At 36.0% G+C, this 20,895-nt stretch carries 21 protein-coding genes and 1 pseudogene; all 22 read right to left on the reverse strand.

The annotated features are described in order from the left end of the window. Positions 1-12: 12 nt before the first annotated feature. Positions 13-1,689 (reverse strand): AMP-binding protein, encoded by a 1,677-nt coding sequence (locus tag ABC371_RS19995; protein ID WP_412898397.1) that lies wholly within the window; start codon positions 1,687-1,689, stop codon positions 13-15. 110 nt (positions 1,690-1,799) lie between these two features. After that, positions 1,800-2,849: a DctP family TRAP transporter solute-binding subunit gene (locus tag ABC371_RS20000; protein ID WP_412898398.1), complete on the reverse strand. Its 1,050-nt coding sequence runs from the start codon at positions 2,847-2,849 to the stop codon at positions 1,800-1,802. A gap of 30 nt (positions 2,850-2,879) precedes the next feature. Beyond that, on the reverse strand, positions 2,880-3,194 hold the full coding sequence (locus ABC371_RS20005) for a carboxymuconolactone decarboxylase family protein (protein ID WP_412898399.1): 315 nt from the start codon (positions 3,192-3,194) through the stop codon (positions 2,880-2,882). Positions 3,195-3,242: 48 nt separating this feature from the next. Continuing rightward, a complete protein-coding gene (locus ABC371_RS20010) occupies positions 3,243-4,529 on the reverse strand; it encodes a TRAP transporter large permease (RefSeq protein WP_412898400.1) in 1,287 nt (428 codons plus the stop codon). Continuing rightward, positions 4,526-5,005: a TRAP transporter small permease gene (locus tag ABC371_RS20015; protein WP_412898401.1), complete on the reverse strand. Its 480-nt coding sequence runs from the start codon at positions 5,003-5,005 to the stop codon at positions 4,526-4,528. Before ABC371_RS20015 ends, ABC371_RS20010 begins: the two co-directional genes overlap by 4 nt. A gap of 68 nt (positions 5,006-5,073) precedes the next feature. After that, positions 5,074-5,913, reverse strand: a complete 840-nt coding sequence (locus ABC371_RS20020; protein ID WP_412898402.1) for a hypothetical protein — start codon at positions 5,911-5,913, stop codon at positions 5,074-5,076. Positions 5,914-5,956: 43 nt separating this feature from the next. Continuing rightward, entirely contained in the window at positions 5,957-6,805 is an 849-nt protein-coding gene (locus ABC371_RS20025; RefSeq protein WP_412898403.1) for a DNA polymerase Y subunit UmuC family protein, read from the reverse strand. Between the two features lie 12 nt (positions 6,806-6,817). Next, positions 6,818-8,152 carry a TRAP transporter large permease gene (locus tag ABC371_RS20030; RefSeq protein ID WP_412898404.1) on the reverse strand — a complete coding sequence of 445 codons (1,335 nt, stop codon included), beginning with the start codon at positions 8,150-8,152 and terminating at the stop codon, positions 6,818-6,820. Next, positions 8,149-8,682 (reverse strand): TRAP transporter small permease subunit, encoded by a 534-nt coding sequence (locus ABC371_RS20035; RefSeq protein ID WP_412898405.1) that lies wholly within the window; start codon positions 8,680-8,682, stop codon positions 8,149-8,151. The genes ABC371_RS20030 and ABC371_RS20035 overlap by 4 nt, the downstream gene beginning before the upstream one ends. 112 nt (positions 8,683-8,794) lie before the next feature. After that, complete coding sequence (locus ABC371_RS20040; protein WP_412898406.1) at positions 8,795-9,928, reverse strand: C4-dicarboxylate TRAP transporter substrate-binding protein; 1,134 nt, start codon at positions 9,926-9,928, stop codon at positions 8,795-8,797. Positions 9,929-9,968: 40 nt separating this feature from the next. Next, entirely contained in the window at positions 9,969-10,745 is a 777-nt protein-coding gene (locus tag ABC371_RS20045) for a citryl-CoA lyase (protein ID WP_412898407.1), read from the reverse strand. Between the two features lie 471 nt (positions 10,746-11,216). Further along, a complete protein-coding gene (locus ABC371_RS20050) occupies positions 11,217-11,855 on the reverse strand; it encodes a hypothetical protein (RefSeq protein WP_412898408.1) in 639 nt (212 codons plus the stop codon). A gap of 39 nt (positions 11,856-11,894) precedes the next feature. Then, on the reverse strand, positions 11,895-13,121 hold the full coding sequence (locus ABC371_RS20055) for a hypothetical protein (RefSeq protein ID WP_412898409.1): 1,227 nt from the start codon (positions 13,119-13,121) through the stop codon (positions 11,895-11,897). A gap of 167 nt (positions 13,122-13,288) precedes the next feature. After that, a complete protein-coding gene (locus ABC371_RS20060) occupies positions 13,289-14,479 on the reverse strand; it encodes a thiolase family protein (RefSeq protein ID WP_412898410.1) in 1,191 nt (396 codons plus the stop codon). Between the two features lie 18 nt (positions 14,480-14,497). Further along, complete coding sequence (locus tag ABC371_RS20065) at positions 14,498-15,004, reverse strand: PaaI family thioesterase (RefSeq protein WP_412898411.1); 507 nt, start codon at positions 15,002-15,004, stop codon at positions 14,498-14,500. 62 nt (positions 15,005-15,066) lie between these two features. Beyond that, on the reverse strand, positions 15,067-15,591 hold the full coding sequence (locus ABC371_RS20070) for a lyase family protein (RefSeq protein ID WP_412899405.1): 525 nt from the start codon (positions 15,589-15,591) through the stop codon (positions 15,067-15,069). Continuing rightward, positions 15,580-16,452, reverse strand: a pseudogene (locus ABC371_RS20075) (class-II fumarase/aspartase family protein); the annotation flags it as partial. The gene ABC371_RS20070 and the pseudogene ABC371_RS20075, both read right to left, overlap by 12 nt. A gap of 27 nt (positions 16,453-16,479) precedes the next feature. After that, positions 16,480-17,127: a 3-oxoacid CoA-transferase subunit B gene (locus ABC371_RS20080; RefSeq protein ID WP_412898412.1), complete on the reverse strand. Its 648-nt coding sequence runs from the start codon at positions 17,125-17,127 to the stop codon at positions 16,480-16,482. Then, complete coding sequence (locus tag ABC371_RS20085; RefSeq protein WP_412898413.1) at positions 17,127-17,795, reverse strand: 3-oxoacid CoA-transferase subunit A; 669 nt, start codon at positions 17,793-17,795, stop codon at positions 17,127-17,129. The genes ABC371_RS20080 and ABC371_RS20085 overlap by 1 nt, the downstream gene beginning before the upstream one ends. Positions 17,796-17,842: 47 nt before the next feature. Further along, on the reverse strand, positions 17,843-18,928 hold the full coding sequence (locus ABC371_RS20090; RefSeq protein WP_412898414.1) for a maleylacetate reductase: 1,086 nt from the start codon (positions 18,926-18,928) through the stop codon (positions 17,843-17,845). 50 nt (positions 18,929-18,978) lie between these two features. Then, positions 18,979-20,262, reverse strand: a complete 1,284-nt coding sequence (locus tag ABC371_RS20095; protein WP_412898415.1) for a TRAP transporter large permease — start codon at positions 20,260-20,262, stop codon at positions 18,979-18,981. A 24-nt stretch (positions 20,263-20,286) separates the two neighbouring features. Then, complete coding sequence (locus ABC371_RS20100; RefSeq protein WP_412898416.1) at positions 20,287-20,790, reverse strand: TRAP transporter small permease; 504 nt, start codon at positions 20,788-20,790, stop codon at positions 20,287-20,289. Positions 20,791-20,895: the final 105 nt, after the last annotated feature.

Consider the following 20,895-nt stretch of genomic DNA (forward strand, 5'->3'; position numbering starts at 1 on the left):
TCACGCTTGTTTTTAATTAGTCAACTGATAATCATTAATTGCTCTTTCACGAAGCTTAAATTTTTGAATTTTCCCAGAACCTGTCATAGGAAGTTCACCTTCACCAAAAAACTGAACATATCTAGGAACTTTTTGGCTAGATAGGTTCTTCTTAACAAATTCAATCATGCTTTCTTCACTTAAACATACACCTTGTTTTAATCGAATCCATGCCATTGGTACTTCGCCTAATCGATGGTCTGGTACACCAATAACATGTACTTCTTGAACATCAGGATGTGTTTGAATAAAGTTTTCAATTTCGGCTGGATAAACATTAAAACCTCCAACAGTAAACATCTCCTTTAGTCTCCCTACAAATCTAAGATATCCATCGGTACCCATTATTCCAATATCACCAGTCTTAAACCAACCATCCTTAGTTGTGGTCTCGTCAGTTTTATCAGGCATTCTCCAATATCCTTTTCCAACGCAAGATCCTGGAAGCACATCATGCAGCCAAATTTCACCAGGTTTATTTATTATTGTTTCTTGAGTCTCTATATCAACAACTTTCACTTGAGCAGACGGGAGAGGTTTACCAACTGTCTCGAGTCTTTTATCCATTTCATCTTCCGAGGACGTAACTGTTGCTATTCCACCACACTCGCTAAGTCCATACGCCTGCATAATATTCTTTACACCCATCTTATGGATAATGTCATTCATAAGCTCGGGAGATAGAGGTGCACCTGCCACATGCCCTGTAGTTAAAGAGCTTACATCCCTAATTCCGAAATCTCGATGCTCAAGTAGCATAATAAACATACTTGGTGACCCAGGGATATAAGTAACACTTTCTTGTTCAATTAGCCTTAACGAGTTTTCCGCATTAAAATACTCAGTTAAAATCACTTTTGCCCCTCTAAGCATCGCTAGTGGTCCAACATATAGCCCTCCAAAGTTCGTAAATAGTGGTACTTGGCCAAGTATGACGGTCCGCTCCGAAACATTAGCAATTGTTGTCCAGTGATACACAGTTGCTAGGTTTGTACGGTGCATGGACATACCACCTTTAGGGAATCCAGTTGTTCCAGAGGTATACATAATGTTCATAACATCAAAAGGACTAATCTCTTTTACAATACGATTTACTTCACTAATACTATTCTCTTTTGTTGATACAATCTCAGAAAAATCGTATCTTCCAATTAATTCTTTGCCGTCCAAACTTATAATAGTTTTTAAATTGGGTAGCTTCTCAGAATTAAAGTCTTCTTTATTTATTGATTCAATTTCAGGACAAATATCCTTCATAATTTCTGCAGCATCGATTTTCCCTAAAAAATCATCCTTCATAAACAGGACCTTTGCTTCAGATTGCTTAAGTGCATATTCTACTTCCATTGTCCGGTAGTACGTATATAAGGGAAGTAGAATGCCCCCTATTTTATAAATGGCAAATTGTATTTGCATCCATTCTGGACAATTGGGCATCCAAACGGCAACAACGTCACCTTTTTTAACCCCCAACTCCAAAAGGCCACCTGCAATGTGATTTACTTTTTCATAAAACTCGCCGTATGTAATTCTTTCATCATTAAAAACAATATATTCCTTGTTAGGAAACCTTGTACAAGTCTCTTCCAAAACCTGTACCCATGTCTTGTGTGTATTTAAATACCAATCTGGGTAATGGCTATTCTTCAATTAGGTTACCTCCTTACACTTTTCATAAAGTTGAGGATTGGTTATAGATTGAAGGGGTAGACTTTTACCAACTCGTTTATTTTGAACCGGTCCACCCCACTTGAACTTAATTAGTTCGCACTTACTGCATCCTGGAATTCCTTTATTAGGTCTTCACCGACAATGCTCTTGTATTCCTCATATACCGGTTCCATGACTTTTCTAAATTCATTAATTTGTTCCTGATTTAGTTCTGTAATCTCCATTGTTTTTGATAGTTCATCTAAAGATGTTTGATCGGCTTCCTGCTGCATCTTTCTATGTTCTTGTGCAGCTTCTTGAGCAGCTTCATTTAAAATAGATTGTTCTTCCGAATCTAAACTCTCCCACAATTCTTTGTTAATCAGCATCCCAATTACATCCGCTGAATAATTCCAAATAGATAGATATTTTTGAACTTCATCGTAACCAGAAGCTTCTATTAAACTTATTGGATTTTCTTGACCATCAACTGCACCTTGCTGCAATGCAACAAATAACTCTCCAAAAGACATCGTCGTTGGATTTGCACCTAGTTCGTTAAAAATGGATGTATACATGCTTATACCAGGTACCCGAATTTTTAATTTCTCTAGGTCCTCAGGTTTCTCAATTGGTTGATTTTTAGTGGTTATTTGTCTAAAACCACTACTGCTGTAGCCGTCTAGTGGGACAACGCCCTTAGAACTAAGGTCTTCCCAAACTTGCTTACCCGGACCATCCATAATCTTTTCCATATCCTCAAATGAAGACGCAATCCACGGCATTGAAAATCCTATAAATCGTTCATCAATAGAGCTAAGGATAATACTTGAATGCCAAGTAATATCAATTGAACCGTTTTGTAATAACTCCAGTTCAGTGATTTGATTACCTCCAGCTAATTGGCCATTAGGATAGACTGTAACCTTTATTTTTCCATCACTCTTTTCTTCTACTAATTCTGCAAATTTAAAAGCACCTTTTGTCCAAGGAGATGTTTCTCCAACTGACATACTAAACTTAAGTTCTCTAACTTGTTGTTCTTCTTTTTCAGGTGTTTCATTTGATGCTTCATTACTTGTATTTGAATTAGAAGTGGAACAGGCGACTAATAGTACAAACATTGTTAAAACAGTGATAAATTTTAGAAAATTTTTCATGTTTTATCCCCCTTATTTTTTAAAATATTGTTATAATCTATCTAATACCTTTGTTCCTTCTATCATCGCTGTAAAGCCTGCTGACAATGCTGATAAAGACATGGCTTCAAACACTTCTTCTTTCGTTGCTCCATGATTTAATGCACCTTTGGCATGAGATTCTATACTGCTTTCAAATCTAATTCCTGTAGAAACAGCAACAAGGATAAGCTCTTTATATTTTCTTGGAATTGTAGATTCACGCTCGAGTATATGACCTATGTAACTTACTAATTTTTCATGCATTTCTTCATCATATTCTTTTACAACCTCACGCCAATTTCGAATCTCATTTTGTTTTTCCATCTAAAAACCCTCCATTTTTTATATTTTTTTAGTAATCAAGTTATCAATCTATCGCATATCAAGTAGTTGAGGCAGCCATAAACTAATTTGCGGGATATAGGTAACTAAAAGCAATGTAATTAATGCTGCAAAAAGAAATGGTAAAACACCTAACGACATTTCTTTTAAAGATAATCCTGTCAATCCACTTGCGACATATAGGTCTAATCCTACTGGAGGAGTGATTAGACCAATTGCTAAATTCATGGTCATCACTATTCCAAAATGAACCGGATCTATTCCCATGCTTAACATGATTGGCATGAAAATAGGTAGAAAAATATAATATGCAGAGATTGCATCTACAAACATACCAGCAATTAAAAGTATAATAGTCATCATTAGTAACATCGTAAATTTCTCAGGGGCAATACTCATTAGTGAATTTGCAAGTTCAAGTGCTATACCCTCAATCGTAAGGAGCCAACCAAAAGAAGCAGCAGAAGCTACGATTATCATAATCATTGATGTCGTCTTAGCTGATTCAACCAGAATTTGAGGTAACTCCGTAATCTTAATTTCTTTGTAAATAACTAACCCTACAAACAATCCATAAAATACGGCTACTACCGCAGATTCAGTAGGAGTAAATATACCTGAATAAATTCCACCTAATATAATAATTGGTGCAAATAATCCCCAAATTGCATCTTTAAAGGCAACCCATACTTCACCTATACTTGCCTTTGGCAAAGTAGGTATCTTTTCCTTTTTAGCAATAAAGAAACTTAAAATGGCTAGTACAGTCCCCATTATTAATCCTGGAATTATCCCGGCAATGAATAACTCGCCAATCGAAACTTGTGCAACGACTCCGTAAACGATATAACCAATACTTGGTGGAATGATGATTCCAATTCCTCCTGCTGTTGCTAATAAACCACCTGACATCTTTTTTTTATAACCCGCTTTAACCATTGCAGGGATTATAATGGTTCCTACGGCAGCCATTGTAGCTGGCCCTGAACCAGAGATGGCAGCAAAGAAACATGCCGCTACAACCGCTACAATTGCTAATCCCCCTGTTAAATGTCCAGTTAAAGTTTGAGCAAGATTGATAAGTCTTCTCGAAATTCCTGCTTTCTCTAAAATAAGTCCTGCCAAAAAGAAAAATGGAATCGCTAATAAAGAGAACTTCGTTAGAGATGAAGATAAAGTTGCTGGTAAGGACTGTATTGGTAAATCAAATAATAACATGGTAATAGCAGTGGATAATCCTAACGCTATTGCAATAGGCATGTTGATGAGAAGGAATAGAAAAAACAAACCGAATAACGCAATTGCTATAGTACTCATTTTGTTTCCTCCACATCCGAAAGATCATGTATTGATCTGATATAACCTTCCCAAAAACGATAAATACATAGAAACGATCCGAATGGAATGGCTAAACCCATTATCCATGCAGGCATTCCCATTGCTGGAGTTTTTTGATTAAATTCGTATTGTTGAATAACCATATCTATTCCATACCATACGAGTGCTATAAAAAAGATAGATGTTAAGCACCCAACAATTATTATTAGAACAATTGAAAATCGCTTTGGCAGTATATCATTGAGTAAGGCAAACCCTAGATGGCCTTTTTCCCTAGCCAAAAGAGCAGCACCAATAAAAATGATAAAAGGAAATAGATTCGTTGTAAGTTCTTCGGTAAATGAGAAAGATGAATGAAAGATATATCTTGCCAAAACATTTCCAAATGTTAATAAACACAAGATAGACATTAACAATACTAGAATCCATTCTTCGAGCTTAACAAATATCCGCAATAACTTTCCTCCTTTATCACAAAGTTAGTTATAAACTTTTTTAAAAGGTATATTAATTTATACAAAGGTTATTTAACTCCCCTTTTTAGCATTATCTTAGCTGCCACAGATGCATCCATTCCCTTTTTAACGCCTATTTTTTCAGCAGTTTCATTTACCGTCGATATGATACCTTCTTGATAAGTACTTTCTGAATTTCCGACCTCTGCTGTATTAACCGAAACCGTCGCAACAGGAATACCGTATTTATTAAGGATAGGTAACCCAGAAATACCTGAATTTCCCTTAGGTAGACCTACATCATTTGTAATAATTCCATATAGGTTTACTTTTAAATCTAATACATATTTTGCCATTGATTCGCCTGCATGAGAACCCATACAAATTACTGTATTGTTAATATTCTGATCACCATACTTTATCGTATCTATCCCTATTACTTTTCCATGTTCCGAATCTAAAAGTATTTTCTGCACTTTCTTTATTGGGGGTGAAGAATAAACCCATTCCAACATGATCATTGCTGCTTCTTTAGTAGTCATACCTAATTTTATTCCTTTGTCCTTAGCAGGCTTATTAACAGCAGTAATGATTCCTTCATGATATAAACTTTCACCATTGCCAATTTGTGCGAATTCTCCACCACAAGCTGCTCCAGGAATACCTATTTCTTCAAGATGTTTTAAACCTGAAATACCTCCTTCTCTTAAACCAATTCCTGCATCATGTCCGATTAACCCCCTTGGACGAACCCATGAAACCAATTCAACCGCACATAAAGCACTATGAGAACCACATATTAATACATCTGTTACATCATTTCTTTCATCAATGTAACCCATTGAATCCATATAAATGATTTTTCCTCGATTAGATTGATAAACAATATGCTGAGGCCACTGTGTCAATATGATCACCCTTCATATAATGTATTTAGATAAACTCCCTAACTTATCGAACACCTTCAAGCATTAACATTGCTGCTTCTTTTGCAGTCATCCCCACTTCTATACCACATTCCTTAGCGGTTTCATTTCGAGCAGAAATAATTCCGTCTTCATACGTACTCCTTCCACTTCCTATTTCTGCACTCATAGTGTCAACTGCCGCACCAGCGATTCCTTTACTATCCAAAATAGGAAGACCTGCAATACCTGAGTTATCTTTTGCCATACCACCGTCATTACATATAACCCCACGCGGAGAAAATCTTGATGAGTAAGCTGCCGAGGTAACCCCACTGTGAGAGCCAGCACATACAACATCATAATGATTACTTTCATTCGTAAAAGTAACTGTTTCCATCGCAACAATCTTTCCTCTTTCACTTTCATACATAACTTCTTGATATTTCGGTATTTCTTCAATAACCTTTTTATATTTCAATAAAATGTGCGCTGCCTCTTTAACTGTCATTCCAGGATACACTCCCATTTCTTTGGCAAGATCATTTACGACTGAAATGACTCCATCTTCATACATACTTTTACCATCACCAAGTCTCGCTGACATTGTTTCAACAGCAGCTCCAGGAATACCTTTTCCTTCCAAAAGCAAGAGTCCATTTATTCCTGCATTATTCTTTCCAATTCCCGCATCATGGCATATTACTGCCTTTGGTACTACTCTCAGTGGAAATCGAACAGAAATAATTCCTGCAAAAGAAGCACCTACCATCACATCTCCATTATTGTTTCTTTCATCCGTCCATGTAATAGAATCCATTACGATAATTCTACCTTCCTCAGAAGCATGAACGACTTGTTGAACCTTTTGAACTTCTTCTCCCCAATTAGACATATAAATCCTCCTCTATTTATCTGCTAAGTTCGGCAGCCAGGTTGTAAGTTCTGGGAACATAAAAAGTAGTGAAATGACGATGAGGTCAAGTACCATAAACAACCCTAAACCTTTAAAAATCCTTACTATAGATACATCCTTTGCACTTCCAGCAACAACAAAAGCATTAACACCTAAAGGCGGTGTAATTAATCCTAATTCAATCATCTTTACTGCAAGAATACCGAACCATATACCATCAAAACCCAAATGGGTTACTACCGGATAAACTAATGGAATGGTAATCAATAAAATTGACATACCATCTAGGAACATTCCAAGCGGTATAAAAATAACCAAAAGGAGAGCCACTGTAATAACAGGTGATACTCCTAATCCTGTTACCCATTCAGCAAATCTAGTTGGAACAAGGGATACTGTAAAAAAATAGGTTAGTAAACTTGCACCTACTAAAATAGCAAAAACCATACATGTGGTTTTAGCCGTTTCTAAAAGAGAGTCGACTAGTTTTTCACTTAATACTTTCCTATGTTTCCGATATTGTAAGATAAGCATAATAAGAGCTACCAAGGCACCAATTGCTGCAGATTCTGTCGCTGTAAAAATACCACTATAAATTCCACCCATTACAATTACAAACAAGATCGCAATTTTAAGAACTCCCCAATAGCTTTGACTCTTAAATTGGCTGGTAGATAGAGTTTGTAATGAACTGCCTTGCGGTACCTCCACCATACTAGGTCTAAAACGAGCAATGATAACGATAGCTATCATAAAAATAGCTGCTGTTAAAAGTCCCGGAATAATACCGGCTAATAATAGTTTGCCAATTGATTCATTCGTAATCGTTCCATAGATAATTAATACTAGACTGGGAGGAATAAGAATTCCCAATGTACCGGCAGCACCGACAATTCCTGTGGCAAACGTTGCATTATACCCATGCTTCCTCATTTCTCCTATTGTCAGTTTGCCAACAGTTGCCGCTGTAGCCACACTCGATCCAGATACTGCTGCAAAACCTGCACAAGCTGCGACAGTGGCTATCCCAAGGCTTCCGGGCAATTTACGCAAAAACCGGTGAGCAAAATTAAAAACATCCTCTGCAATTCGACCATGCTGAGCCAAGAGTCCCATGAAGAGAAACAAGGGGATCACAATAAGTGTATATTTTGCAGTTGATTGAAATGGAATATTCGCTAATGCTCCAGCTGCAACATCCCAATCTTTCAATAGAACAATACCTACCAAACCACTTGCTAATAATGCAAAAGCAATGGGAATATCAAAAAATAAAAGCACAAATAAAAGAATGATTACTAATGCAACGATAAATCCAGAAGTCATTTTGCTGATATCCCCCCATCTTTAGTAGAGCCAGACTTATCATGCTTTATGTTTGTAAAAGTGTTCTTAATAATATCAATAAGTTCATATAGGACTATGAAAAAAAAGAGGGTAAACCCAAATACAATAAAGAATTTTGATGGCCATAGAGGTATTGACAAAAGTCCAGTACGAAATTCACCTGAAGTAAAAGAAGAAATAAATCCTTGACCTGTAGTATATATAAGTAGGACGGAAACAAAACAAAGTACCGTCAATCCAATAATACGCATAAAAGCACTTAATCGATTTCTTGGCAAAAAACTAAGTACTTCCATTTTCACATGTGCTTTTGTTTGTTGAGTATATGCCATTCCTAAAAACACAATCGCAACGAGTAATACATCGCTAATTTCTACTACTCCTCTAAGTGATTTATTAGTTACACTGCGACTTATAACATCGAATGTAGTACTTAACATTAAAATACCTATCAGTATTGCTGATAAGATCGCACTCCATTTTGATATTTTTTCAATTCCTTTTCTCAATTATTTCACCTACTTTGCTAGACTGAAAAAGGATTGTATCAATAATTGTAAACTTTCATATTATGAATAATCCCAAAATGAATACAATCCTTTTTCTTAACAGATACAATAATTATTCAGTTGACCATCTCTCAGCACCTGATGTATAAGTAGAGCTTTCTTGATATTTTTTTATTAATTCGGTATATTGATCAAAGAAATCCTTTGCTGGAAGCCCTCTCTCCTCATTCTCTTCAATCCATTGGTTAATAATCGTATCCCCAATAGCATCCTTCCATTTCTGCACCTCATCTTCAGGCAATACTTTTATTGTTCCCCCAGCATCAACAATTTGTTTAGCACTGTTCTCTTGCCATTCATTTAAAGATTCCAGGGATTTTTCCTGTGCTTCTAACGCTACTTCTGATACAATTTGTTGAATATCAGATGGCATTTTATCCCATACTTCTTTTCTTATACTCATCGTAGCTGTGATATAACTTCCCAATCCAGTATCTACAATATGTGGAGCAACCTCTTGAAATTTAAGAGTGCTATATGCTTCTAATGTCATACCGGAAACTGCCTCAATGGTTTTACGATTTAACGCTTCATATACCTCTGCTGCATCAATTGCAATTGGATTAGCACCAACAGCTTCTAATGCTTGATTGACATATCCTAAGCCACGGACCATTTTTCCATCAAACCAGTCAATACTATCGACTTGATCTTGTGTGCCAATAACATTAGTTCCAAATGGGAAGAAATTTAACACACGAATACCCTGGTTTTCCCACTCAGTTTTATATGTTTCATTATTTTGATACAGATCATAGAAGGTTTTTAGTGTTACTTCTGGATTCGCATTAACAAATGGTACGGCAACTACATTCGTTAATGGAAGCTCTGAAGGGAAAGCTGCAGGATTAACATAAGCCATATCTGCCCTTCCATCTTTCAAACCAGTTAAAGTATCGGGTCCTCCGAGCAATGACCCTGCCCAAAAAGGCTCAATTTTCACTCTTGCTTCTGTTCGTTTTTCAACCTCTTCAATAAACCAAACTACAACAGGATTTGGAGGTGAATTTTCACCTAGGTAACTTGAAAATGTTAGTTCAAACGTTTCAGATTCTCCATTTTCATTATTCTGCGAGTCACCTGTTTGTGTTCCTGTTTCTTTTTCAGAACTGCAGGCTGTAAGAAGTATAGAGACTAAAAGAACTACAACAAGATATAAATTTCTTTGATACTTCAAACCTTTCATAACGTCCCCTCTTTCAATTATTTATTGTGTTTGTATTTAACTAGAATTTTGCATAAGTTGTATGTTCATCAAAATAATCAAAAACTCTTTGGCCTACACTTTCTTTTCTACCCAATTTCATTTCTTCTGTTATATGTCCAACTAAACCTACGGCACGAGCGGCAACCATAATTGGTTTTACTACACGCCAATCGATTTCCATATCTGACATAACAGCACCAACAGCACCTGCTGCATTTAACGTAATTTGTTTTCCTTTATCCTCACACAACAATCTATGTACTTCTTCTAATAGCTGGATGTGTGCACCTTTAAATCCATATTCTTCTGCAAGAGAAAATAATTTTACTGTTCGGGGATCAACGGGTCTATGAATAGGATGACCAAATCCAGGTATTTGTAAGCGCTTACTAGTTTTCTCTGAAAATATTTTACTAGCAATCTCTTTAATATCTGGAGTATCCTCTTTGTATTTCGAATAAGCCTCTTGTAACATCTTTGCCGTAGACTCCATAGCACCGAGATAAACAGTTCCTGCACCTAAAAGACCTGCTGCTACAGCAGCTTGAGTTGCTTCAGGTGCTCCAAGGTAAGTCAATCGAGTAGCAATTGAACTTGGAGTAAAACCATGCTCTGAAATAGATACCATCACTGCATTCAGCATAATAGATTCATTTTCCGTTGGCTTTCGGTTTTTAACACCTAGAAAAATCATGTCAGCCAAGTTGATCTTTCCAACTAATTCTTCCGTTAAGTCATAACCATAGACTGTAATTTTATCTCTTGTAGAAATGGCTGTATTAGTTTCAAACTCCATTTTCATCCCCCTTTGTAATGTAAGTAAACATAATTCGGGATTACGCAAAAATCGTCAAGTGTCCCGATATTTGGTCTAGTGTCCCGATATATTTATGAGTAATTTATCATGAATTATTTGATTTGTCAAATTATTCTAAGTTTTTTTAATATCACATTAAAGTTTTGTAATAAAATAGTTTTTAGGATAAGTACAAGTAACAATATAGTCTTTCAGATAATCCAAAGGGGAATTTTATTTCATTAATAAATAAATCATGCCAAGGTTCATTATTGTAAAAATGATTCTGTATAATTTGGGCTACGTTTTATAAAAAAGAAATTTCAAATTGGATACTAAAAATAAGTTGGTTTATATAACAGCAATAGAATCTTATAGAAACTTTTATGGAAAAATTCTATATTTAATAAGAAGGTCCACCTCAATTAGTAATATGAGGTGAACCTTCTTCATTAATCATGATTTTTCTTGCTAATGCAAATCCGATATATAATCTTTACACCTTTTTGCAGCCAAACGAGGAGCAGTTAGTATTGGAATTGTAAAATTGACTTGGTCTGCTACATGTTCCATACTAAATTGAGCCAAAACGATAACATCGACTTCTTTACTTATTTCATTAATCATTTCTATAACTCTTTCGTCATGTTCTTTTATCATGCCACTATTTAAATAGAAGATTAATCCATCTTCAACCATTGGTACTACAGATACGTTTGGGTTCTTTTTCTTTAAATAGTTCATCAATACGGTTGATGTTTCATGAACGGTTGATAAAAGGCCAATTCGCTCATATGCAAGAGCACTATCTAATACAGCCTCATCAGAACGAAAGATTTGAATTTGATAAAGTGGTTTTAATATTTCCACTAAATCATTAAATGCAGAACAGGTAAGTAGGATCACATCAACTTCAGAATCCACAGCAGAGTCAATGAGTCGAATAAAACGTTTCATAATTTTTGGAGAGAGATATCCTTCATCTTTTAACATGGGCAGCAAACTAGAATCGAGATAATGAAAGACTTCTATTTCAGGAGATTCTTTATGAAACGCACTTTCAATTGGTTCAAGTGATACCTTTGTTGCCGAGATTAGACCAACTTTCATAAACATATCCTCCTTGATTAAGTTACCAGCCATATACACCTAGTCTAAAATATCCAAAACGAAAACATAGAAGAATGCCAATATAGTAATCGATAAGAAATACTTTCCGTTCCAGTAATATGCTACTCTTACACCATTTGTTTTGACACATCTACTAATAATGACATTCAATACATTTAAAGGACTTAATGAAGCTGAAAGCATCCAAGTAAAGATGCACATAAATGCTGAGACAAACAGGCCAATGTTAACATCAGGAGATATTAATAAAGTTAATATGATGGGAATGACCACTATTTGGTGAATTCCTATAATAGACATTAAAGTTACAAAGCAAATCACTAAGAAAAATAAAAGCATAATCGATATATCAGATGACCATAGTATAATGCTTTTTAGTAGACTATCTAATTTTGTACTTAGTAGTGCATTTCCCAGTAATCCAGCACTCAGAAATAAGGCAATTTCAAAATTAGAATTTGTCGTTAGTTGCTGTTTAAAAAGGCTCACTTCAGTTTTTATATCTGACCATTTTCTTCGCAGAATCGTATAAAGTATAGGTAAAAATATACAAATGACTGTAACTAGTAAAGTCATAGGCTTATTTGTTATTTCTTCTAAAAGAATAAGAATACAAACAAGTAAAACAACGTATATAATTAGCAGATAAAATGGGCTAAATCCCTGGTTCTTCTTCCTTTCAATTGTTGAATCAGTCGTTCTTTTTCTTATAGGTCCAACTAACAGAAAGGCAACTACAACTTGAAAAAACACAAAAATAATCCCAATTGGAAAATACTCAAGATAGGTGAGACCCGTATAGTATAAAATAATCCCGAGAGACGCGAAAAATGGTGACCAAATAAAAGTTGGTGAAATCCCACCGAAATAGGCATTTGATAACAGTTTTTGTTTTACATGTAGGTCAGAAACAAATTCGTTAACCATTCGGATTGAACCCACATTTAGGATAGGAGAAAGAATAAGCATGAAACTCGTGACACTATAGTATAGCTTCCGACTATCGTCTTTGAGTCTATTTAACCCAGAAACAACAAATTTAGTAATCCCTTCAAGTTTTAATGGAATCGATAATAAAGGAGCAAGTAACACAATCGCTAAGATTGCCATATTTTGTGAGATGCCATCAAAAAGTTCTAATCCGGTATATCCATAATAAAAATGAATCGAAAAACCGAGAGAAAATAATGTTCCTGTAAATACTTTCCCTCTCTTATCTAAATTAAAAAACGCAATAAAAAACACTATAATACAACTAACCATAAAACACTGATTAATAATAGAGATTTTGAAAATATTTGAAAGTATGTACAACAAGCACATGGATATTACCATACAAAAGTGAAACATAGAACCCCAGCTTTCTATTGAAAGGTAAGGAAATAATCATATTCTTATTTTTAGAAAGAAAATTACTGATCTAAAAGCTCAATAATAGTTGATATCCCCTGTCCACCACCTATACATAATGTAACCAATCCATATTTGTCTCCCCGTTTTTGCATTTCGTGTAAAAGTTTAGTCATTAAAATAGCACCAGTTGCTCCAATAGGATGACCTAATGCAATTGCACCTCCATTAACATTTACCTTATTTAAATCCATATTTGTCTCCTTTATAACGGATAATGCTTGTGCTGCAAAGGCTTCATTTAGTTCTATTAAGCCAATATCCTCTATCCTTAATCCACAATTTTTTAATGCTTTAAATGTTGAGGTAACTGGACCAATACCCATAATTTCTGGCGATACACCACTGACTGCATGTGAAATAATCTTTGCTTTTGGCTTTAAATCATATTCCTTTAATTTCTGTTCATTCATTAACATTAATGCTGCAGCACCATCATTCCGACCACTAGAATTACCTGCTGTTACCGTACCATTTTCTTTAAAGACCGGGCGTAATCTTCCAAGTTTTTCTACAGAGCTAAGGAATGGATGTTCATCTTCTTTAAAAGAAATTGTCTCCTTTTTTTTCCTAAATCCAATTGGAACTATTTCGTTTTCAAATCGGCCAGACTCTATCGCCTTATTTGCTAATTCCTGACTACGATGGGCAAATTGATCCTGTTCATTTCGAGAAATATTATATTTTTCAGCAAGATTCTCAGCCGTTAATCCCATAGTTAGTTCACCATACTTTTCTCTAGGCTGAGAAGAGGGTTGACTTTCAGTGTTAGGATCTAACAATAGTCCATTTCCTGCTTTGTAACCGAAACGAGCATCTCTTATGTAATAAGGAGCAGTACTCATACTTTCTGCTCCACCTGCAATAATAACAGCCGAAATCCCAAGCTTTATTTGCATATCCGCATTATTAATGGCTTGCAAGCCTGACCCACATTGGCGGTGTACGGTATACCCAGCAACTTCCACTGGTAGGTCAGCACGCAATAACGCCAACCTAGCCAAATTCGATGTGTCAGCACTTTGTTTGGCCTGCCCTAAAATAACCTCATCAACTTCAATAGTAGGATTTGTTCTCAATAAGATTTCACGAATAACTTTTTCAGCCAATAAATCAACTGTCACATCCTTTAAAGCTCCACCCATTTTCCCAACAGCAGTTCGAACAGAATCCACAATATATGTTTCTTTCAATTCATTCACCACATTTTCTTATTTTTTTAACCACTCTTTTTTAGTTATATAAAAGGATCCATTTGCTTTTGCAACCGTATCTCCTTCATCATCAAATATTGTACATTCAGAATAGACAATCCTATTACCAAACTGTAATATAGTTGGTTTTGCGATTAACTTTTTCCCCTCACCTTTTTTGATAAAACTCATTTTCATTTCGAGTGTGAAAACAGCATTATCTGGAGGTAGTTGCTTACGTATCGCAAATCCAATGGCTGTGTCAGCTAATGAATATAAGGCTCCACCGTGAGCCACCCCAGACGTATTATCATTTTGAGGTCCGAGTTCCATAATCATGCAATCTTCACTTTCAGATATTCCTAACCACTTACCTATATAATGCATATATGGAAACTTTTCTTTTTCCCTCTTTAATACATTTTCCAGATGTACAAGTTTACTAGGGGATAAATCATGGAGCATTTCTTCTATTCTTTCAATTGTTTGTAATCGTTCATCATCTGTACTACACATTCGATTCATTTCCAAAGTACCACCTCTACCTGCATATAAACTGAGTTTATATAGAAATGTCCTTGTATTAACTACAAGGAGTTTTTAACTAAAGAACTTTCTCCATCGAAACCTCTGATTTTAGAAACCACATCTTCTACAAATTTTTGAGAAAGACCAACATAATTAATAGGATTTAGGATTCTATCGATATCATCATTCGTGAATAAACTCTTAATAACTTCATCATCCTTTAAAGCATTAGAAAACATCTTACCTTCCTCAAATGTTTTCATGGATATTCTATAAACAATATCATGTGCTTCTTGCCTACCAACCTTTTCAGCAAGTTTCATCATGACAGCTTCTGCCATAATCAATTGATTGGACTTGTTTAAGTTATCAGCCATCACGACTTCATTTACCTTTAGTCCTAAAAGAATTCCTTTAATATGATGCAGTAATCCTGATGACAATTGGAACATCTCTGAAATTGTTTCCCATTCTGCCGTCCATGGTCCCATATCACGTTCGTGTTCCTGTACCATATATTCGATTCCAAAGGCAGCTCTTTGCCTCAGTAACAAACTATTGCCCAAAACAAACTCACTTGCCATAGGGTTTCTTTTTTGAGGCATAGTGCTACTACCCACTTTTCCAAATTCAAAAGGTTCTTCTAGCTCATTTATTTCTGTCTTTTGTAAATTAATGATCTCTTTGGCAATTTTTCCAATCGTGGCTCCAATCATTCCAAGTATTACAGTAATATCCGCAATTCGATCCCGAGCTACATGCCATGAAATTGTTGGGGTTAATAAGTCTAATTTTTTCATTACCCCATCAAGAACCCCTAGTCCTTGATCACCCATAGAAGCTAATGTTCCAACTGCACCCGTTAGATTGCCTGCAAAAATTCAATTCTTCATTTGAGCAATTCTCTCTAAATGTCTATTTATTTCATCTGCCCAAACAGCCACCTTATACCCAAATGTAATAGGTAGTGCATGCTGACCATGCGTTCTACCCGGCATAATCGTATTTTTATATTTCTCTGCTAAATCACATAAAATGGTTTCGATGCTTTTCAATTCTTTTTCAATAATATTCATTGCTTCCTTAATTTGTAATATGAGTCCTGTATCAATGATATCTTGAGTAGTTGCACCCCAATGAATATATTCACCACTATCTCCTTGGCAAAGTGCCTTATATTCTCTAATAAACGGGAGTAAAGGATGCCAAGTTGTATCGACACCTTTTTTTATATTTGCAAGATTAAAGAATTTTACATTCCCTTTATCTTTAATTTCACTTGCTGCATTTTTAGGAATAATCCCTAATTCTGCCTGTGTTAGAGCAAGGGCAACTTCAACATCAATCCATTTTTGTACCATTGCTTCTTCAGAAAATACGTCCCGCATTTCATTAGTAGATACTATATCCTGAAATATTACTGAGCTTAGAATATGATTCCTCATCTTACCCCTTCTTCCAACGTGACAATTTTATTGTAACGAAACAATAAGCTTAGGCTCTGTCGCATTCTGTACATCCTCTACTGTGTAACCAGGACTAACCTCTCTTAAAATTAGGCCATCTTGAGTTACGTCAATTACTGCCATATCCGTATATATTCGGTTAACACAATTTAACGCAGTTACTGCGTAGTCTAACTCATTAACAATTTTGGGTTGGCCATCTTTCGTTGTATGTGTCATTGCAATAAATAGCTTCTTTGCGCCGATTGAAATATCCATCGCCCCACCAATGCTCCCCAGCTTAGCACCTTTTACTTTCCAGTTAGCTAGGTCACCTTTTTCAGAAACCTGCATTCCACCTAAAATCGCAACATCAATATGCTTACCTCTTGTCATGGCAAAAGAATCTGCTGAGTGACAGAAGCTTCCACCCGGAACAAGGGTTACGGGCTCTTTAGACGCATTTACTAGATCAGGATCTGCTTCTTCCTCAGATGCTACCGATCCCATACCCAAAACGCCTTGCTCACTGTGGTAAATAATTTCTTTATCCTTAGATACAAAGTTACTTACCAAAACCGGAATACCGATACCCAAGTTGACAACAAATCCTTCGTGGAGGTCCTGTGCTATCCGTTTTGCAATTTGTTCCCTAACATTCAAGCTGTTCGCCATTACAATCCTCTCCTATTCACAACATGTTGAACAAATATTCCGGGTGTTACTATACATTCTGGATCTAATTCCCCTACCTCAACAATTTCATCAACTTCTGCAATGGTTATTTTTCCAGCCATAGCCATTAAAGGATTAAAGTTACGACCCGATTTATTGTAAACAAGATTTCCCCATCGATCTGCTTTTTTCGCTTTTACAAAAGCATAATCACCTTTGATAGCTTTCTCTAAGACACATGAAACACCGTCAATGACTCTTTCTTCTTTTCCTTTGGCAATTTCTGTACCTACCCCAGTTGGAGTATAAAAGGCTTCAATCCCTGAACCACCTGCTCGTAATCGCTCTGCCAGCGTCCCTTGAGGGATTAACTCTAAATCAATCTTTTTCTCCTTGAATTTCTCCAAAAATACATAACTATCTTTAGAAATAGGGAATGAACACATAATTTTAGCGATACGGTCATTTTCAATCAGTGCAGCAATTCCTTCGTAATGATATCCTGGGTTATTACTTACAGCGATTAAATCTTTAGCACCTTGATTTAATAATCCATTAATTAATTCGTATGGTACTCCTGCACCCCCAAAACCACCAAACATAATTGTACTTCCATCTTCAATCGTACTTATAACCTCTTCAATTGAATTGGCAACTTTATTAATCATTCTCCGATATCCCCCAGCTCTTATTTTATTGATAGCCCATTTTTTCTTTAATAGACCATTTCCCGTGATGGTCGCTTACCTGAGAAAGCATTGCGAATTAGAATCTCAATTGACTCCTCATCTATAGGACGGGGATAAGTTAATGGTTTTCTACATGCAACCGCAGCTGCTTTCTTTATATCCTCTTCTTTCAAACCAAGTTCCTTAAGTGATTTGGGTCCACCTAGGTCTTGGATAAAATCAAATAAGAATCCAGCAACATCATCGGTTTCAGTCCCTATCGCTCGAGCAATTGCCTTTATTGCTTCAGGCGCATAATCCTTAATGTAAGCAATCGCATAGGGAAGGATCATTGTATGTGTATCTGCATGCGATAGATTACATGTTCCACCAAGCGTATGGCAAATACGATGATGCACACCCATTGGCACAGTATCTAGTACTGTTCCTGAAAGCCATGCACCAAATAGCACCTTTGTACGTGCTTCAATATCCAGTGGATTCTCATATAACTTTGGTAGACCCTCTGCAATCGCTCTGATTCCTTCTCCGGCCATAATAGATGAAATTGGATTTGGATTTTCAGAATAAAGAGCCTCTACACAATGGGCCATGGCGTTAATTGCACTTACCACAGTTAGTTTAATTGGCATATGCATTGTTAATTCCGAATCAAATAACACAACTTTAGGTTTAACAACTGGATTACGACCAGTAGTTTTAATTCCATCTGTTGTTATACCCCACACATGGGTCAATTCTGAGCCAGAGTAGTTTGTCGGAATCGCAATGATTGGTAGATTTGTATTTAATGCAATCGCTTTAGCTAAACCAACAGATGAGCCTCCTCCGATTGAGATCAATCCATCAATCTCTTTATCTTGTAAAAACGTTAAAGCTTCTTCAACAATTTCATTTGGCACATGCTGGATTGCTTTTGGATAGACTCCATAGCAGCGATCACCAAGTTCATTCGAAATCTTTTCTGCAACTGCTTTGCCACTTTGGCCAGGTGAGGTAATAATAAGAAAATTCTTTAAGCCTAAATCATTAACGCATTCTCCAACCTTATTAACAACACCCTCACCAAAATAAACCTTACTTGGTTGTGCATGATAAATAAATTCTTTCATGTCTTATATCTCCTTTTTATCAGCTGTGAAAGTATTCATATTTTTCTAGATTACGATCCCGCACCATTCGGTAAAAATAATACTAGTTGTGGGAAGAGAACAAAAAGCAAAATGGTAAATAACAATATTCCAATAAACGGTAGCGTTCCAAAGAATACTTTTTTAATTGGTACCCCGGATGAATTACTTGCAATGAATAGGTTCAATCCTACCGGTGGAGTAACGAGCCCTATTTCTAATAGCAGTACCACTATTATTCCAAACCATATGGGATCAAATCCAAATCCCATCATTAATGGGTAAATAAGTGGAAGCGTTAACAACATTGCTCCAACTAGGTCTACAAACATACCAATTGCTAGATAAAGTAGAATAACTAAAATTAATACTCCCCATGCTGACAATCCACTTTGTTCAATTGCAGTAATTAACTGATTACCAATTCTTGTAACGGCGATAAAATAGGCAAAAACGTGAGCACCAATTATAATAGTAAAAATCATTGCAGTTTGTTTCGTTGTTTCAACCAAAGCATCTACTACTGTTTTGAAATTTAATCGTTTCATAAAGATGCCAATTAATAGAGCTCCGAAGGCACCAAATGCTGCAGCCTCTGTTGCAGTACCAATTCCCATGTAGATTACAGTTACGATTATGACCACTAGTAGTACAACCGGCCATATATTCTTCAACGAGCGAAACCTTTCACCCCAAGAATATCTTTCACCTTTTGTATTATCTCTAATTCCAACAAATACAATGTACATACAATACAAGAAAGCTACGATTATACCAGGTACAACACCCGCAATAAGCAGTTTTCCGATTGAATTTTCAGTTTGAATTCCGTACAAAATTAAAGGGATACTCGGCGGTATCAAAGCAGCCAATGTACCCGTACTTGACGCAACAAGACCTGAAGCGAGTGAGGGGGAATATTTGGCTTTCACCATTTGAGGTACGGCTATTTGAGACATTACTGCAGTTCCTGCAACACTTGAACCGGATAGAGTTCCAAATCCAGCTGCTGCTAAGACGGTTGCCATTCCTGGTCCACCAGGTTTATGGCCTACCCATTTTATAATGCTTTCAAATAACTCGGCAGCAATATTACTTTTCGAAATAAAATGTGCCATCAATATAAACAATGGAATCGTACTAAAGGTAAAACTATTAACACTACTAAATGCTGTTGCGGATAAAATACCTAAAGCGGTGTCTAGTCCGGATTGATAAATCAATCCTAACGCTCCAACAGCTAACAATACAAATCCAATTGGCATTCCAATAAAAAGTAAAACTAGTAATAATAGAATAAAAACTCCTGCAACCATAAGGTCACCTCACTTCCAACATTATTAATGTGATTTGCTTCCCTTCATTTCTAAAAGAATAGTTAGGGTTTCAAAAAGCAAACGAATGATTAGCATTGCAATGCCGACCGTAATAATCATGTAGGCTGGTGCTAATGGGTACTCCAGTAGACTTACTGAACGAATATTCCTTTCGAACATATCTAACCCTTTTTGAAAGTTTGTCACACCTAATGCAGCAATGACAACGATTCCAATCACATTTGAAATTAATTGAAGAATTCTTTGAACAGACTTTGATAGACGATCTACTATTATTTCTACTCGTACGTGCTCTTTATGAAGGTACGCATAGCTAATACCAAAGAAAACAATTGTGACAAGTAAATATTCACCAGTGAATTCGAGTACACCTACTAATGGTTTATTGATTGCTGCACGTAAAGCTACATCGAGAACAATTAACAGCATCATAACAAAAATTGCTGCAGCTGAAATATAATTCAAATACGTATCAATTCGATTAAGCCATTTATTTAAAAATTCCATTATTCCACTCCCTTCATATATAATGAAAATGCCACGTCCGGTATATTGGTATATCGGAAGTGGCACTTCCATCAAGTGTAAAACAATTTTCAAACATTCATATTA

The sequence above is a fragment of the Bacillus jepli genome, from assembly GCF_047238305.1.
Lineage (GTDB): Bacteria > Bacillota > Bacilli > Bacillales > Bacillaceae_L > Ferdinandcohnia.